This is a genomic window from Ruminobacter sp. RM87, assembly GCF_000701925.1.
Lineage (GTDB): Bacteria > Pseudomonadota > Gammaproteobacteria > Enterobacterales > Succinivibrionaceae > Ruminobacter > Ruminobacter amylophilus.
Genome location: NZ_JNKD01000002.1, coordinates 1 through 16,587 on the forward strand (window position 1 = coordinate 1; position 16,587 = coordinate 16,587).

The following is a 16,587-nucleotide window of genomic DNA, read 5'->3' on the forward strand; positions in this document are numbered from 1 at the left end:
ATACTGATTCAAGAAATCCTCAGTCCATTCGATAGTACCGGTTAGGTTACCGCCAATAATCTTACCAACGGTAACGGTTTTGCCCTTGACTCTGACAGACATGTGACGTACAGGATCCCATGCGTTCTCATAAGAACAGACATAAGTATATTTACCATTTCTATTGAAAAGCAGAGGAGGAAGTTCGGGAGTATCAACAACCATAATTGTACCTATATAGTTACACGTTAGTATGTAACTATAATAACATAAAAAATAAAGGAAGTCTCTTATTTTTTGGACTTCCTAATAAATTATTTTTGATAATGTAACTAGATATTCAAAGAATGGGTAATATATAGATATATTCCATTAAGGTTTTCTTAAGTTCTTAATTTTTATTCATATTCATCAGACTCTCTTTTATTATTTTGTCGTAAACGCGATAGGTAATGTTTTTCTGTTGCAATATGAAATCTGATATATCGTTGGGGTTGAGAGTGGAACGGTAAACTGTGTTGTACCTAATGTTCTTTTCCATTTCGACTGTAAACTTTATAAAAATACCCCGGTAAGTTTTATCTAACTAACCGGGGCGCTACAATTGTTAGAATGTGTTTTTATGACACTAGTACGAAGAGTCTGTCTGATTATCTATTTCACTGAGAAATACATTGAAAGCATTCAGAATCACCAATGCAACTTCAGTAAAGTTTGCGGTATTCTGAGTGTTCAGTACAATCTGAATGTCATCTTCTGTCACAATATCCTTCATAACGTTATCATGAATGTGTGATATTACTATAATTTGAATTTGGCATTCATGAGCACTTTGTATAAGACTGATAAGATTCTGGCTTTCGTTGGCATTCTCAGATATGATTAACAGGCAATCATTCATTTTTGCAACACTTTCAAACTGAACTCTTAATGATTCTTCTATTCCTAAATTAGGATATAAATGACTCATCTGCCCAGCATCATTGTTAAGAACAATTGCGTTAATTTTCTGGTTTGCATACATGAGATTGCCGTTAAGGACCTGGGAAAAAATAGAACAAAGTGGTCGGCACAAAGGACTTCCCAAACAAATTATTTTGTTGTTTGGAAGGCTTAAACTCATTGCAGCGACAGCTGTTTCCATATTCTCTAAAGCTTCCTGAGGCACACTTGTTACTGCTGTCATGGTGTCTTCCAGACATTTGTTAATAGTGTTCTCAAGATATTGTTGAATATTATCAGTCACTTGTTAATTTCCTACTTTAATCCAGGTAATGATACGCTTTAACTTGCCGTTTTCAGATATACTGATATCACCACTAAGTCCTCTGATAGACTGCTGATGATTTGCTGTTAAATCATGTAAATGGAGTGCAAGATTGAGTGAGTCATAGCCTATGGCAAAACTTCTTAAAGTGTCACCATTAGCTTTAGGAAGAATTTCCTGAATTCTTTGTTTTGCTCCACTGTCTTTCAACATCCAAGGCTGGTCACCCAACTTGATGCCGTTCAGACTGGTTGCTATAGCTGACTGAGTAAGACCATCGTTACTCTTGGCACCAGCATAGTAGGTTGCACTATCACCGATGTATGCTCGGGCGCTGTCCTTAATTTTGGAAGTTTCAAGAGGGGTTCCATAGATATATACGCCATCATATGCTCTATAACTGTTTAAGCAGCCTTTAACTGTATTTTCGATGGTGTTCATATCTTCATAATAACAAAGACTGATACCTTTATTGTTAGCAGTACTCCAGTAACTGTTAAGTGAGTTGGCCATTCTGTCGCCTCTTTCATTTCTTGGTGCGATGATTACTGGTGACTGAATGCGATCTCTCTGCATTTCAAGTGAGGCATTGAACATGTCATTTTCAGGAGCCAAAGTAAGGTAGTATACGTTGGATACGTTTGGTTGAGAGTTACCCTGATTAAGAGCAATGACCGGCACGGCAGGGCGCTGTGCGAGTAATTCATTTACCTGTTCTTTAATTATTGGCCCGATAATAACCTTGGCTTTATCGTTCAGAGCCTGGTTGTACAGAACAGGAATTGAAGAAGCGGCGGTATCATAGAACTTCAGATTAACGCTGATGCCTCTGTCTCTGTATGAGCTGAGTATACCTATTTTCACTGGGTTGCCGATGATTTTTGCGTACGGGCCGGTAAGTGGAAGGAATACTGCGATTGTATCTCCGTTGCCAATATTGTTTCCGAATGCCTTTTCATTTGAAGCGGTTTCATGTTGGGTGGCTTTTTTGCTTAATACCGGGTGATCAGGGTATTTTTCTTCAAAGGACTTCAACAGTCTTTCTTTTGATTTCGCACTCTGATTTTTGCTGATAAGTGCATATTCAATAAATCCGCAGGTCAGATCGTCTCCATTTGCTTTTGACTGTCTGAAAGCATTCATCAAATCTTTAGGAGCCGCCTTTGAGAGTGCAGAGGAAGCTCTTTCGTAGATTTCTGATTTGTCGTTATTGCTGATTGAATCCGCAAGGTTAAGGTAATTAAGACCGGCATCAAGATATTTACCGTTCGCCTCATTTACTCTTGCTGAAAGTGAGTAGTAATAATTTGCTACGTCTTTTGGTAAAGACATGACGTTAACTGAATTTAACAGATTTGCAGCTGCTTTGTAATTACCGGATTTTGATTTGATTTGAGCTTCAATGATGTCTGCAATATTCCCCTGAAGAGGAGTGATGGCGGATTCTCTCATCTGGCTGAGAACTTCTGAAGCTGCACCAGTATTCCCTTCGTTGGAATATGCTCTGGCAAGCAGAATCTGCCAGTCATAGTTGTATTCCGGTACGGATGCGCTCAATTGTGAAGAATACCATGATGAGTCGTGTTCCATGGCGGCAAAAGGCTCAGGTTTAAGTTTTGAATCGTGTCCGGAAAGTACGCTACATGCGTTAAGTGTGGATAAAAATAACAGTGTATAAAAAACTGAAGATAATTTAAAATGCTTATGTTTTGTGAACATTTGTGAATTCTCAAAATTGACAACTATTACTGTTTGTTATTATACACGTTTTGCTTGTGGATAAGTAGTACAAGGTTATTAAAATATGCTTGAATTGCAGAATGCGCTTTATATCGTTCCAACTCCTATCGGAAACATGGATGACATTACATTCAGAGCCTGTGACGTCCTGAAAAAAGCTGATGTGATATGTGCTGAAGATACAAGACACTCGCTACCTTTGCTAGAAAGCATTGGCGTGAAATCACCAAAACTAATTAGTTTTCATGACCACAACGAAACTGAGAAGGCTGATAAAATAACAGCAATTATCGAAGAGGGTAATTCTGTCGCTCTTATTTCAGATGCGGGTACCCCAATGGTTTCTGATCCCGGATATCATCTGGTGGCTGCATGTGTCAATAAAGGAATTATGGTATATCCGCTTCCTGGGGCGTGTGCAGCCATAACTGCGCTCTGCTCTTCCGGAATGCCTAGTGACAGATTCAGTTTTGAGGGTTTTCTCCCTGTAAAGGAAAAAGCTTTGCATGATAAGCTGAGAAGTCTTTTAGAGGAAGAAAGAACCATGATTTTCTATGAGGCTCCCCGCCGTATTTTTGATACGGCCAAAGCTCTGGGGGCAGTATTCGGTGATCGCAAGGTAATGGTAGCTCGTGAACTTACAAAAACTTTTGAAACCAAATATTACACGACCTGTAACCACCTGGCTGAGGAACTTGAAAAGGATCCGAATGTTCAGAAGGGGGAGATGGTAATTGTACTCGCTCCATACAGAAAAAAAGAAAATGATAATGCAATCCCTTCAGATGCCAAAAAATTAATTGACATCCTTTCAGGTGAACTTCCTCCTAAAAAAGTCTGTTCACTTGTGGCTCAGATGTATGATTTGCGTAAAAACGATTTGTACGATTATCTGCTGAATCAGAGTAAAACTGAGTAAATGTATGTGTGAATACCGTTTTCTTTTCACAGGTGTAACTTTCTTTTAACACATAAAGTATAAAGTTAAAAATATATATGATATAATCACGGCGAGTTGGTCGGGTGATCGCTGCTTTATGGTTGTGTTGAAAGACAGACGCATAAAGGGGAGGAAAGTCCGGGCTCCGCAGGGCAGGGTGCTAGATAACGTCTAGGGGATGAAAGTCCACGACAAGTGCAACAGAAAGTATACCGCCGTTTATCGGTAAGGGTGAAATGGTGCGGTAAGAGCGCACCGCATGGCTGGTGACAGTACATGGCAAGGTAAACTCCACCCGGAGCAAGACCAAATAGGCCTCATTGACGTTGCCCGCGTAAGGGGCGGGTTGGTCGCTTGAACCGGTGAGCAATTGCCGGTCTAGAGGAATGATCACCACTGAGAAATCAGTACAGAACCCGGCTTATAGACCAACTCACTGATCAATTCAAAGATCTCTTTTTCCTTCAAATATTTGTTGTTTAACCCCTTGTTGTATACGTAAACTGTCTAATTATGAACGGTTATAAGCATGTTACAGTCCTGCTGAAAGAAGCAGTTGACGCTTTAGAAATAAAACCTAACGGTACATACTTGGATTGTACTTTTGGCAGGGGGGGACATTCACGTGAAATTTTATCCAGACTCGGTCCCGATGGAAGGCTCTTTGCAATAGACAGAGATCCTGAAGCCGTTAAAGCCGCTCAGGATATTAAAGATTCACGTTTTACAATTATTCATGGCTGTTTTGCGGATGCTCTTTCTCTGCTTGAACCTTCTGGCGTCGTTGGTCAGATAGATGGCATGTTACTGGATCTTGGTGTTTCATCTCCTCAGCTTGATGATCCTGAACGTGGTTTCAGTTTCATGAATGACGGACCTCTTGATATGAGAATGGATCCATCTGAAGGAGTCAGTGCGGCTGAATGGGTGAATTCTGCTGGTGCGGACGAGATTGCTCGGGTTCTGCATGATTTCGGTGAAGAGCGCTTTGCAAGAAAAATTGCTGCCGCAATCGTTCATGACAGAGTGGAGACTCCTTTTACAACCACCCGTCAATTAAGCAGCATGATTGCCAGAGTAATACCAATAAAGGAAAAAGGAAAGCATCCTGCAACCAGAAGTTTTCAGGCTATAAGAATTTTAGTTAACAGTGAACTCGATCAGGTCGAGAAGGCCTTGGAAAACTCAAAGAGATTACTTGGAACAGGAGGCCTGCTTTCTGTAATTAGTTTCCATTCTCTTGAGGACAGACTGGTAAAGAATTTCATGCGTCGTGCTGAGAAAGGTATTCAGCCGCCAAGAGGCTTGCCTGTATCAGAAGATGAAATTCTCAAGACTAGAACATTTAAAACTGTCGGTAAGGCGATTTATCCTTCTGACGAGGAGGTTAGTGTTAATCCTCGTTCGCGCAGTGCTGTTCTCAGAGTAGCCCGGAGGTGGGGAAGTGGAGTATAACTATAACAATTCATTGTCGGAAGAGGATGATGGATTATGCAGACATGTGATTAGTTTTTTCAGGAACAATACATACTTCATAGCCTGTCTTGGGCTTATTCTTCTAGCTAGTTTTATTCTTGTTTCCAGAGTTCAGGATACTCGAAAAAATACAACGAAGATGAATCAGGAGCTAAAGCTTCAGGATAAGATAGTTCAGGAATATCAGCATCTGCGTCTGGAGAGACAGACTTTAACTGAATATTCTCACGTTAAAGCTTTGGCAAAAGAAAAACTCCATATGTCGGATCCAACCGTGGAAAACAAGAAAGTTATCGATGTAAGAAATTCAGGCGGTAACTTCAAATGAAATCAGAATTAAAACAGAAGTTAAAAAAATACCTGAAAGGCGAAGGTGATATGTCGTTGAATATATCATCAAAGCGTGTTTATTTTCTTTGGGGATTTTTTTTCTTTCTCATTATCTGTATCTGTCTTAGAATCTATTATCTGATGGTCTACAGCCCTGACTGGCTGATTTCGAAGGGCGATGATTTAATTGTGCGTACGCAGCAGGACGATGTCCACAGAGGGAGAATTTTAGACAGAAACGGGGTCGAACTCGCAAGCAGTGTTCCGAAGCATTCCATTTCTCTTTATCGTAGAAGTTTTCATGAATCCAAAAAACCAAAAAAAGAGCTGGATGAACAGCTAAAGGTTCTTGCCACGCTTGTAGGAATGCCGTATCAGACCTTGCATGACAAGGTATATGCAAGCAATAAAGGCGAAATTCTTTTAGCCAAGGAAGTTGAATCGTTTGTTGCCGCTCAGATAAAAGAGATGGGAATTCCTGGTGTGAGCCAATCAAAGATTCTGCATAGATATTACCCTACTGCCGAGGTTAATGCCCAGTTGGTAGGTATTACTAATGTTGACGGTATTGGTACTGAAGGTATTGAAAAACAATACAATGATTACCTGCTTTCAATACCTGGTCAGAGACGTATCAAAAAAGATAATAAGAATAACATTATTGAATATATAGGTACATACAAGGAAGAAAAGAAAGCGGAAGATCTGTACCTGAGTATAGATGAACGTATTCAGTTCAAAGCATATACCGCCCTTAAGTACGCAGTAGAAATTAATCAGGCCACTTCTGGAAGTCTGGTGCTTATTGATGCGTGGACAGGTGAAATCCTTGCCATGGTTAATTCTCCTTCCTACAACCCTAACAACAGGGATAATTATGAGTCACGTCGTGCAAGAAACAGAGCTGTCACTGATTCCTATGAACCTGGTTCAACTACAAAACCATTGATTGCCATGGGCGCTTTAGCTCATAACCGGATTGATTGGCGCAGGGTAATTGACTGCCGTCCTTTTTTGGTTAACGGAAAAAGAATAACCGACAGCCATGCAATGAACAGCGGTACTCTTAGTGAAGTCATAAAGTTTTCGTCCAACACAGCTATGGCACATGTGGCTCTTGAGATGAAAGCTTCAGAGATAATAAGTACATTAAGTATTTTTGGTTATGGCAAAAAAACAAACCTTAATCTTGTAGGTGAAAGTGCGGGCTCATTGCCGAAGATAACTAACAAAACAAGAATAAGTGATATTGAACGTGCGACAATGGGCTATGGTTATCGACTCCGTGCTACGCCTCTGCAGATTGCTCAGGCATACAGTATTTTTGCCAACAAGGGTATCAGAAAGCCTTTGTCCATTATTAAGGTTGACACTCCTCCTGTAGGAACAAGAGTACTCAATGAAGCAGAAACAAAAAGAATGCTTGATGCTCTTGAATCGGTTGTTGAAGGTGGAGGTACCGGGTCTCTGGCTCGCGTTCCGGGGTATCGTATTGGTGGAAAAACAGGCACAGCAAAGGTTGCTGAAAGCGGCGGTTACGGTAAATACTACATGGGGTCCTTTGTAGGAATTGCCCCGATGAGTAATCCCCGTTTTGCTATGGCGGTTATAATCAATGAACCTCATGCAGGTAAGTTTTACGGTGGTGTGGTAGCCGGTCCTGTTTTCTCAGAAGTAATGCAGAAGACTCTGGAACTTTACAATATTCCGCCTGATGATCTTAATCCCGATGGAAGTATGAAAACCATTAAAGATAAAGACAGAATATTGAGAAGCAAGCAGAAAAAGAATTAAGGGATTCTGATGATAAGTTTAAAAAGAATTGCTGAGGCCTTGAATATACAGGCACCTGACGTTAATTTGTCTGCTTTATGCAGTGACAACCGTCGTGTAACTGACGGTTCGTTGTTTATTGCCCTGAAAGGTTTGAACTTTGATGCCAGAACAACAATTGGTCAAGCTGTTGAAAAAGGGGCTGCCGCAGTAATTTATGAAGATTCTGGTGATGATTTTGTGCCTCCTGCAGTAGGTGTACCGTGTTTCGGGGTAAGGGAGCTTTCCGAAAAACAGTCTGTTATTGCTTCTGTCTTCTACAATTGTCCTTCGAAGGATCTTGATTTAATAGGTGTTACTGGCACTAATGGTAAAAGTACAACTACACACCTTGTTGCAGCTTGGTTGAATGAACTGAAGGTAAAAACCGGAATTCTTGGAACACTTGGAACAGGTTTTTATCCTGATTTAAAGCCTTGTGCAAATACAACACTTGCTGCTCTGGATCTGGAAAAAACCTTATACGAAATGAAAAATGATGGGGCCTCTGCAGTAGCAATGGAAGTTTCATCACATGGTATAGCACTTAAACGGACCAGTGAATTAAAATTTAAAATCTGTGCTTTTACCAATTTAAGTCGCGATCATCTTGATTTTCACAAAACGATGGAAAATTATGCCGCAACAAAGTTTGAACTGTTCAGGTCGGTTCCGTCTGATATGTGCGTGATAAATGCTCATGACACGGTTGGCAGACAGTTCCTTTCAAAATTACCTGGAGCGCTGGCCTACAGCACAGACAGAATTGAAGGTGACAGAGTTATTTTTGCTGAAAATATCGAATATCTGCCACATGGTATAAAAATTCAAGTTGATGGTTCTTTTGGAAAAGCTGAATTAACTGTACCGCTTATAGGTTCGTTTAATGCTGAAAATGTTCTTTGCGCATTGGGAATCATGCTGGTGCACGGGTATTCTCTTAATGAACTGGCCGAAACCGCTCATGTATTGAGAGCTGTAAACGGGCGAATGGAATGTTTTAAAACTGAACATACTCCAATGATAATTGTTGACTATGCTCATACACCTGATGGCTTGGAAAAGGCAATCAATGCAGTAAGAGAGCACCGTTTTGGCAAAATAACCTGCATATGCGGATGTGGTGGAGACAGAGATACCGGTAAAAGACCTGTTATGGCAGAGATTGCCTGCAGGAATGCGGATCATGTGATTTTCACCAATGACAATCCTCGTACTGAAAATCCTGATGAAATTATAAGAATGATGATAGATGGTGTACGAAATATTTACACAAATTACAAAGTTATTCAGGATCGTCGAGAGGCCATAGAAGATGCGTTCAGAAATTCCAGCGGGAATGACGTATTGCTTGTCGCAGGCAAGGGGCATGAGGATTATCAGATTATAGGAAAAACCAAACATCATTACAGTGATCGTGAGGTTGCCATGGAGTTAGTTGGAGTTGACAGATAATGATTCCTTTGAAACTGAAACTTATTGCGGATTTTTTAGAAGGTGAACTTACCGGGTCTCCGGATGAAGTTGTTGAAAGAGTTGAGACTGATTCCCGCAAGGACGTCAGGGGGGCTTTATTCATTGCGTTGAAGGGTGAACGTTTTGATGCGCATTCTTTTATCAGTGATATAGCAGAATCAGGTGCAAAAGCCGTAGTGGTTGATCATAGATGTGATGTCAGTGTTCCACAGATTATTGTTGGCGATACCGCTAAAGCCTTAGGACTTGTAGGTAAATTAAATCGTCGCATGAGTCAGGCAAAAGTGGTCAGTATGACAGGTACCTGTGGCAAGACTTCAGTTAAGGAAATGACAACGGCAATACTTAAAACCATGGGGAGCACAGTTGCGACTCAGGGAAATTTCAATAATGCGGTAGGTGTACCTCTTTCCCTGTTGCAGATTTCAAAGGATACAGAATATGCTGTAATAGAGCTTGGTGCCAACCACCCTGGAGAAATTAACTATATCGTTAATCTTGCAGAGCCGGATGCTGTTGCGATAAATAATGTTGGCAGTGCTCATCTTGAAGGTTTTGGCAGTCTGGACGGAGTTTACAGAGCAAAGAGTGAAATTCTTGACTATGCTTTAGGCCATGGCGGTCGGGGCGTTGTAAATGCTGACAATGAGTATTATTCCAAATGGTCTGCAGAGTATGGCAACCGGCTTAAGCTTGTTTCTTTTTCCGCTGAAGGAAAATCTGATGCAGATTTCAGAGCTGAAAAAGTGACTTTGCAGCAGAACGGGTGTTTTTCATTTGAGTTGAACTCCCCGTTAGGTAAAGCAGAAATAAATCTTGGCATTCCAGGCAGGCATAATGTGGCAAATGCATTGTGCGCCGCGGCTCTTAGTTCATTTGTTGGGGCTAAACTTGAAAATGTCGTAAAGGGATTATCATCTGTCGCTCCGTGTAAGGGACGTCTTTTTGTTGAAAAGTATGGCAGTGTCACATTGATAGATGATGCTTACAATGCTTCAGTGAATGCCGTGAAAGCTTCAATAGATACGCTGTCATTATTTCCGGGGAAAAAGATTTTTGTATTCGGTGATATGGGTGAACTCGGAGAAGGTGCTAAATCTCTTCATTCTTCAGTTGGTGAGTACGCCCTAGGAAAAATAGATTATTTCCTGACTGTAGGTGATTTAGCTAAAGAGGCATCTGCTTCCTTTGGTAATAAAGGGATTCATTTTAACAGCAAAGATGAACTGCAGAATTTTATAAATGATTTCCTAAAAAGCAACAGTTCTTCTACTGTAGCTGTTAAAGGAGCTCATTTCATGCATATGGAAAAGATTGTTGACTATATCAGAGCATTATGCGGAGGTAGTAAATGTTAGTAATGCTGGCTGATTATCTGGCCAACAACTTTCAGGGGCTGGGAGCTCTGAGAGTTGTAAATTATATCAGTGTAAGAGCTATATGTTCTTTAATTACAGCGTTGTGTTTGTCATTGATGATCGGACCATATATGATCAGAAAACTTCAGTTGCTTCATTTTGGTCAGGTTGTCCGCAATGACGGTCCTGAAAGTCATTTCAGTAAGCGCGGTACGCCGACCATGGGCGGTATCATGATTATCGGAGTGATTGTTCTGTCAATGCTTCTGTGGTGTAAGCTCGACAACATCCATGTGTGGATTGTTTTGTTTGCTTTGGTAAGTCATGCACTGATAGGTTTTGCTGATGACTACCTTAAGATTGTCAGAAAAAATCCTAACGGATTAATTGCCAAGTACAAGTATTTCTGGCAGTCAGTAGTTGCTATTATAATCGGTGTCACCCTGTATTCTGTTAGTAAGAGTCCTGCGGAAACACAGCTTGTATTACCATTTATTAAGGACTGCATGCCTAATCTCGGATTCCTGTTTATTCCTTTTGTATACTTCGTTATTGTTGGTTCATCAAATGCCGTAAATCTTACTGACGGTCTGGATGGTCTGGCCATAACCTGTACAATACTTGTTGCAGCCGGTCTGGGAATTGTTGCTTATCTCACAAGTAATGCCGAATATGCCAATTACCTGTTTATTCCATATCTGCCGCATGCCGCAGAATGCAGTCTGGTATGTACTTCAATTATAGGGGCCGGTCTGGGCTTCCTTTGGTTTAATACTTATCCTGCTCAGGTGTTTATGGGGGATGTCGGTTCTCTATCTCTCGGAGCTGTTTTAGGTGTTATCTCTGTAGTTATCAGAGAAGAAATCCTGTTATTCGTAATGGGCGGTATATTTGTTATCGAAACCATTAGTGTAATTCTGCAGGTCGGTTCATACAAATTAAGACATGGTAAGCGTATTTTTAAGATGGCTCCAATCCATCATCACTTTGAAAAGAGCGGTTGGCCGGAACCACGCGTAATTGTCCGTTTCTGGATTATTACCTTTGTATTGGTATTGATTGGTTTAGTAACATTAAAACTGCGTTAAGGATTAAAGGATAATGGCTAAGTCTGTTGCTGTTGTTGGTTTGGGAAAGAGTGGTCTTTCAACCGTGAATTTTCTGTTGGCTCATGGGGTTGTTCCTGTTGTTTTTGACAGTCGTGAAAAGCCGGCAGGCGAAGCAGATCTCGATAAGAGAGTTTCTTTGTTTAAAGGAGCTCTTGACGGAGATAAATTAGGCGGCTTTGACTGTCTGATTGTAGGTCCGGGGCTGTCTTTAAAATTACCTGCTCTGGTTAAAGCCAGAGAGTGTGGGGCGGAAATTATCGGTGATATTGAGCTTTTTGCCAGATATGCTAAGGCTCCTACAGTTGGTATTACCGGTTCAAACGGTAAAAGTACAGTAACCACATTAACTGCTCTGATGGTCGAAGCTGACGGCAAGAAATGTGGTATGGGCGGAAATATAGGTATTCCCGCTCTTGATGTTATCGCTGATGATGTAGATGCCTATGTACTTGAACTCTCAAGTTTTGAGCTCGAAACAACTTCCAGTCTGAAGCTAGCCGGTGCTGTTATTCTTAATTTAAGTGAAGATCATCTTGACAGATATGAAGGCAGTATGCAGCTTTATCTTGAAGCAAAGCAGAGAATTTTCAAGAATGCCGATAAAATTATTGTAAGTCGCGAAGATAAGGCAACAGTTCCTCCGTCAGGAGAATATTTTTCCAGCTTTGGCTGTGATGATAAAGACTACGGACGTGTTATTAAGGATGGTGAAGTCTGGTTAAGTGTGGACGGGGTTCCTTTAATCAGAAACACTGAATTGGGTATAACAGGTCTTCATAATGAGCTCAATGCATTGGCAGCTATGGCGCTTGCAGATACTTTAGGTATCAGTAGGGATGCTCAGCTGAAAGTATTACGCAGCTTTACAGGTCTTCCTCATCGCTGTCAGCTTGTTCGTGAACTTGAAGGTGTTCGTTATTACAATGATTCCAAAGCAACTAATGTAGGGTCTACTTTAGCTGCCGTAGCTGGGCTTAAGGATGGTGTTAAGGGACGTATTATTCTTCTTGCCGGCGGGTTAGGTAAGGGGCAGGACTTTACTCCTATCAAGAATATGCTCGGGAAAGAAATCGCATATATGCTTTGTTTTGGTCGTGATGGTGCTATGCTTGCAACTCTTGGTGATCAGACAAGATTGACTGATAGTATGGTTGAAGCTATTGAAATTGCGCATAATGAAATTGCAAAACCTGGAGATGTTGTTCTTCTTGCTCCTGCATGTGCAAGTCTAGATCAGTTCAAGAGTTTTGAAGAACGTGGTGATGTTTTTGCCGAAAAGGTAAGGATGCTTTAAATGAGCTTCTGGGCCAGATTACTTGGAAACAGTGACAAAAAATACAGGTTAAACGGGGTCATGTTTGATACCTGGTATATCGTTTTGCCGGCTATACTGACAGTTATCGGTCTGATCGCAATCTATTCTTCTTCCATCTATGTAAGTGTTGACAAGTTTGGCACTGATTCCCATTATCTGTTGAAACAGCTGGGATTCTGTTTTGGATCTTTTGTTCTGTATATGATGCTGCTTAATGTCAGCACAAAACAATGGTATGAGTTGGGAAGATTTAAGATAGTGAGCCTGGTCATAGTACTGAGTCTTCTGGTCGTGTTTGTAGGGCGAGATATAAATGGAGCCAAGCGTTGGTTGTCGCTGGGGTTCTGTAATATTCAGCCTTCCGAGTTCATGAAGCTGGCTCTAATTCTTTTTGTTTCAGGCTATATTCATCGGCATTACGATGAAATTAGGCGCTTTAAGTGCAATCTGCTGATATCTATTCCTTTTTTACTGTTTGTGGCAATTCTGTATCTCCAGAGAGATATGGGAACAATGGTGATTATTGCCATCATTCTCGGGGTTATTCTTTTTATTTCTGGGATGCAGTGGAAGTATATATTTCCGGTTTGTATCCTTGGACTGCTCGGCGTTCTGTGGCTGATACAGGATCCGTATCGAATGGGGAAAATAGTAAGTTTTCAGGATCCTTTTGTGACTAGAACAGGTACAGGTTTCCAGTTGAGTATGTCTTTGATTGCCATCGCTAAAGGCGGACTGTGGGGACAGGGGTTAGGTAATAGTGAAATCAAACTAAGTTATATACCTGAACCGCATACTGATTTTATTATGTCCATTGTCAGTGAAGAATGCGGATTTATATCGGTTCTGGTTATTTTTGCACTTGAACTAATGTTGATAGTAAGAAGTTTCTTTATGGGATTCGAAGCCCTGAGATCAAAAACTGACTGCAATTATTTTCAGGGATTCTGTGCAATAGGCATAGCTACCTGGTTTGGTGTTCAGTGTATTATCAATATGGGGGTAATCTGTGCCCTGTTTCCTACCAAGGGTCTGACAATGCCTTTTATCAGTTATGGTGGTACCAGCCTTATTTCTTCGGTTATAGCAGTATGTATTCTATTAAGAATCAGCTATGAACGAAAATTAAGTTATGTCAACAGAATACGAAAGGCACAGATTAGATATAAGCAGGTTAATAAACGCGTTCGTGCTGAAAACAAAGATGGTGCACAGAACGTTTAAACATAGGACTAAATGATGAAAAAGATTCTTGTTATGGCCGGTGGAACGGGGGGACATGTCTTTCCCGGACTTGCAGTGGCAAAGGAACTTTCTGAAAAGCATAATTTCGAAGTGCTTTGGTTGGGAACCAAAGAAAGGATGGAAGCAGATCTTGTACCTGCACATGGTTTTAAAATTGAATTTATCAAGATCAGCGGTTTAAGAAGAAACGGCTTGTTAAGGAAGCTTGGAGCGCCGTTTACCATTCTGAGAGCTGTTTTTGAAGCACTTAAGGTTATCAGAAAGTTTAAGCCTGATGTTGTTCTGGGTATGGGAGGATATGCTTCAGGCCCAGGTGGAATTGCCGCAAAGTTATGTGGAATACCATTGGTTCTTCATGAACAGAACGCTTCTCCGGGAATAACAAACAGAATTTTATCAAAAATAGCTGATAAAGTGCTTTTAGGTTTTCCAGGTGCTATTTCTGGAAAAAAAGTCGAGTATATCGGTAATCCCGTGCGTGCGGAAGTTGTGGCTTTAAACGGCAGATTACCAAAAGATTTTAATCATGAAAATTTAAACGTTCTGGTAATAGGCGGTAGTCTTGGAGCTAAGGCTCTTAACGATCTAGTTCCTAAAGCTGTTGCATTAGCCAATAAGAATGGAGCGAGAATACATATTACTCACCAGACAGGTAAAGGGAACAGTTCTGGTGTGGATGCGGTATACAGAAGTCTTGAGGTTGAAAATTTTACTGTATGTGATTTTATTTCCGATATGGCTTCTGCATATTCTGCAAATGACGTGATTATATGTCGTGCTGGTGCTTTAACCCTTGCTGAGGTGTCTGCAGCTGGAATGCCTGCCATTTTTGTCCCCCTTCCAACTGCCGTAGATGACCACCAGACCAAAAATGCAAGGTATCTGTCTGATAATGGCGGAGCTGTGTGTATGCCTCAGTCACAGCTGACATCTGAGAAATTGGCTGACATACTCAAGGACTGGTCTGATAATCGTGGTAAAATCAGTGAAGTGAGCAGAATTGCGGGCAGTATGGCCAAACTGGATGCCACCGAGGCTGCGGCGAAGGTGTGTATGGAATTAGCTGATAAGGCTTCATAAAATATTAATTCGGAGTATTTATGGCAAAAACAGATTTTGAAGTCCCTCAAATGCATAAGGTTCATCGTATCCATTTTGTCGGCATCGGTGGTGCCGGTATGAATGGTATTGCTGAAGTATTGGCTAATGAAGGTTATGAAGTTACCGGCTCGGATATTATGGCGAGCAGTACTACCAAGCATCTTGAAAGCAAGGGTATTAAGGTTTTTATCGGACATGACAGTAAGAATGTTGAACATGCAAGTGTTGTAGTTATTTCAAGTGCAATCAAAAAAAACAATCCGGAATGGATCAGAGCAATTGAGTTAAGAATTCCTGTTGTACGCAGAGCTGAAATGCTTGCTGAACTTATGAGATATCGTTTTGGTATTGCCGTTGCCGGAACCCATGGAAAAACAACAACTACAAGTCTTATCTCAAGTATATATGCTCAAGCAGGGCGGGATCCTACTTTTGTTATAGGCGGACTTTTAAACAGTGCCGGTGTTAATGCCAGACTAGGTACCGGGCGTTACCTTATAGCAGAAGCTGACGAATCAGATGCATCTTTCCTGCATCTTCAGCCTATGATGTCTGTAGTTACAAACATTGAAGAAGACCATATGGATACATATGGTGGAGATTTTGCCAAATTAAAAGCAACTTTTATTGAATTCTTACATAATCTTCCTTTTTACGGAGTTGCCGTTGTATGTAACGATGACCCTGTGATCAGAGAACTTCTTCCTCAGATCGGCAGAAGCGTAATAACATATGGCGCCAGGGAAGACAGTGATGTAAGAGTTTTTGATTTTAAGCAACATACTGACAGTTCAACTTTCAAGGTTAAGAGAAAGGACGGCTCCGTTCTTGATATTAAACTTACAATTCCGGGATTCCATATGGCTCTCAATGCAGCAGCAGCTATTGCTGTGGCAACAGAAAGCGAGATTGATGACAAGTCAATTATCGATGCCCTAGGGTCATTCCAGGGGGTGGGCAGAAGATTTGAACAGTATGGTGAATTTGAAACAGGCAACGGAAAGGTAATGCTTGTAGATGATTATGGACATCATCCAAGTGAAGTTAGAGCAACCATCAATGCCGTACGTGCAGGATGGCCAGATCGCCGTTTGGTAATGATTTTCCAACCGCACAGATATACAAGAACCCGTGACTGTTTTGAAGATTTTATTGATGTTCTTGGACTTGTGGATGAACTGATTCTGCTTGACGTTTATCCAGCTGGAGAAGATCCTATTGTAGGTGCTGACGGGCGCTCATTATGTCGCTCCATAAGATTAAGGGGGAGAGTAGAACCTTATTTTGTATCTTCAGCTGATGAAGTTCCTCAAACCGTCGCTGATGTTATTAAAGATGGTGATATTCTGCTTACTCAGGGAGCAGGTAATGTTGGCAAGCTGGCAAAGGTACTTGCTGAATATAAGCTTGATATTGCCAAAATGAAGGAAAGAAAGTAA

Annotated in this window: 14 protein-coding genes and 1 other RNA gene; 12 read left to right on the forward strand and 3 right to left on the reverse strand. The window is 41.0% G+C overall.

From position 1 onward, the window contains the following. The 3 genes from T489_RS13355 to T489_RS0100775 all read right to left on the reverse strand — a co-directional run. A partial coding sequence (locus T489_RS13355; protein WP_037318363.1) for a hypothetical protein occupies positions 1-204 on the reverse strand: 204 nt, incomplete at its 3' end. Between the two features lie 403 nt (positions 205-607). Then, positions 608-1,225 carry a phosphoheptose isomerase family protein gene (locus T489_RS0100770; protein WP_031578138.1) on the reverse strand — a complete coding sequence of 206 codons (618 nt, stop codon included), beginning with the start codon at positions 1,223-1,225 and terminating at the stop codon, positions 608-610. Between the two features lie 3 nt (positions 1,226-1,228). Further along, entirely contained in the window at positions 1,229-2,965 is a 1,737-nt protein-coding gene (locus T489_RS0100775; protein ID WP_031578139.1) for a penicillin-binding protein activator, read from the reverse strand. Between the two features lie 85 nt (positions 2,966-3,050). Between T489_RS0100775 and rsmI the strand changes: the two genes are divergently transcribed. The 12 genes from rsmI to murC all read left to right on the forward strand — a co-directional run bounded on the left by rsmI (position 3,051) and on the right by murC (position 16,587). Then, on the forward strand, positions 3,051-3,905 hold the full coding sequence (rsmI, locus tag T489_RS0100780; RefSeq protein WP_031578140.1) for a 16S rRNA (cytidine(1402)-2'-O)-methyltransferase: 855 nt from the start codon (positions 3,051-3,053) through the stop codon (positions 3,903-3,905). 92 nt (positions 3,906-3,997) lie between these two features. Further along, positions 3,998-4,366, forward strand: an RNA gene (gene rnpB / locus T489_RS13985) — RNase P RNA component class A. Between the two features lie 73 nt (positions 4,367-4,439). Continuing rightward, positions 4,440-5,381, forward strand: coding sequence for a 16S rRNA (cytosine(1402)-N(4))-methyltransferase RsmH (rsmH, locus tag T489_RS0100790; protein ID WP_031578141.1), 942 nt, complete (start codon positions 4,440-4,442; stop codon positions 5,379-5,381). Next, positions 5,371-5,730 (forward strand): cell division protein FtsL, encoded by a 360-nt coding sequence (locus tag T489_RS0100795; RefSeq protein WP_031578142.1) that lies wholly within the window; start codon positions 5,371-5,373, stop codon positions 5,728-5,730. The genes rsmH and T489_RS0100795 overlap by 11 nt, the downstream gene beginning before the upstream one ends. Beyond that, positions 5,727-7,526, forward strand: coding sequence for a peptidoglycan D,D-transpeptidase FtsI family protein (locus T489_RS0100800; RefSeq protein WP_051621674.1), 1,800 nt, complete (start codon positions 5,727-5,729; stop codon positions 7,524-7,526). Before T489_RS0100795 ends, T489_RS0100800 begins: the two co-directional genes overlap by 4 nt. Positions 7,527-7,535: 9 nt before the next feature. Beyond that, positions 7,536-8,999: a UDP-N-acetylmuramoyl-L-alanyl-D-glutamate--2,6-diaminopimelate ligase gene (locus T489_RS0100805; RefSeq protein ID WP_051621676.1), complete on the forward strand. Its 1,464-nt coding sequence runs from the start codon at positions 7,536-7,538 to the stop codon at positions 8,997-8,999. Then, complete coding sequence (gene murF / locus T489_RS0100810) at positions 8,999-10,378, forward strand: UDP-N-acetylmuramoyl-tripeptide--D-alanyl-D-alanine ligase (RefSeq protein WP_031578145.1); 1,380 nt, start codon at positions 8,999-9,001, stop codon at positions 10,376-10,378. The genes T489_RS0100805 and murF overlap by 1 nt, the downstream gene beginning before the upstream one ends. Then, positions 10,372-11,466: a phospho-N-acetylmuramoyl-pentapeptide-transferase gene (mraY, locus tag T489_RS0100815; protein ID WP_031578147.1), complete on the forward strand. Its 1,095-nt coding sequence runs from the start codon at positions 10,372-10,374 to the stop codon at positions 11,464-11,466. The genes murF and mraY overlap by 7 nt, the downstream gene beginning before the upstream one ends. A 13-nt stretch (positions 11,467-11,479) precedes the next feature. Beyond that, on the forward strand, positions 11,480-12,781 hold the full coding sequence (murD, locus tag T489_RS0100820) for a UDP-N-acetylmuramoyl-L-alanine--D-glutamate ligase (RefSeq protein ID WP_031578148.1): 1,302 nt from the start codon (positions 11,480-11,482) through the stop codon (positions 12,779-12,781). Continuing rightward, positions 12,782-14,026, forward strand: a complete 1,245-nt coding sequence (locus T489_RS0100825; protein ID WP_051621677.1) for an FtsW/RodA/SpoVE family cell cycle protein — start codon at positions 12,782-12,784, stop codon at positions 14,024-14,026. 12 nt (positions 14,027-14,038) lie between these two features. Next, positions 14,039-15,127 (forward strand): undecaprenyldiphospho-muramoylpentapeptide beta-N-acetylglucosaminyltransferase, encoded by a 1,089-nt coding sequence (gene murG, locus T489_RS0100830; RefSeq protein WP_031578150.1) that lies wholly within the window; start codon positions 14,039-14,041, stop codon positions 15,125-15,127. A gap of 20 nt (positions 15,128-15,147) precedes the next feature. Next, positions 15,148-16,587: a UDP-N-acetylmuramate--L-alanine ligase gene (gene murC / locus T489_RS0100835; protein ID WP_031578151.1), complete on the forward strand. Its 1,440-nt coding sequence runs from the start codon at positions 15,148-15,150 to the stop codon at positions 16,585-16,587.

Coding starts and splice junctions, on each gene's coding strand:
- T489_RS0100775 (WP_031578139.1), bottom strand. CDS start 2,965: ATGTTCACAAAACATAAGCATTTTAAATTATCTTCAGTTTTTTATACA.
- rsmI (WP_031578140.1), top strand. CDS start 3,051: ATGCTTGAATTGCAGAATGCGCTTTATATCGTTCCAACTCCTATCGGA.
- rsmH (WP_031578141.1), top strand. CDS start 4,440: ATGAACGGTTATAAGCATGTTACAGTCCTGCTGAAAGAAGCAGTTGAC.
- T489_RS0100800 (WP_051621674.1), top strand. CDS start 5,727: ATGAAATCAGAATTAAAACAGAAGTTAAAAAAATACCTGAAAGGCGAA.
- T489_RS0100805 (WP_051621676.1), top strand. CDS start 7,536: ATGATAAGTTTAAAAAGAATTGCTGAGGCCTTGAATATACAGGCACCT.
- murF (WP_031578145.1), top strand. CDS start 8,999: ATGATTCCTTTGAAACTGAAACTTATTGCGGATTTTTTAGAAGGTGAA.
- mraY (WP_031578147.1), top strand. CDS start 10,372: ATGTTAGTAATGCTGGCTGATTATCTGGCCAACAACTTTCAGGGGCTG.
- murD (WP_031578148.1), top strand. CDS start 11,480: ATGGCTAAGTCTGTTGCTGTTGTTGGTTTGGGAAAGAGTGGTCTTTCA.
- T489_RS0100825 (WP_051621677.1), top strand. CDS start 12,782: ATGAGCTTCTGGGCCAGATTACTTGGAAACAGTGACAAAAAATACAGG.
- murG (WP_031578150.1), top strand. CDS start 14,039: ATGATGAAAAAGATTCTTGTTATGGCCGGTGGAACGGGGGGACATGTC.
- murC (WP_031578151.1), top strand. CDS start 15,148: ATGGCAAAAACAGATTTTGAAGTCCCTCAAATGCATAAGGTTCATCGT.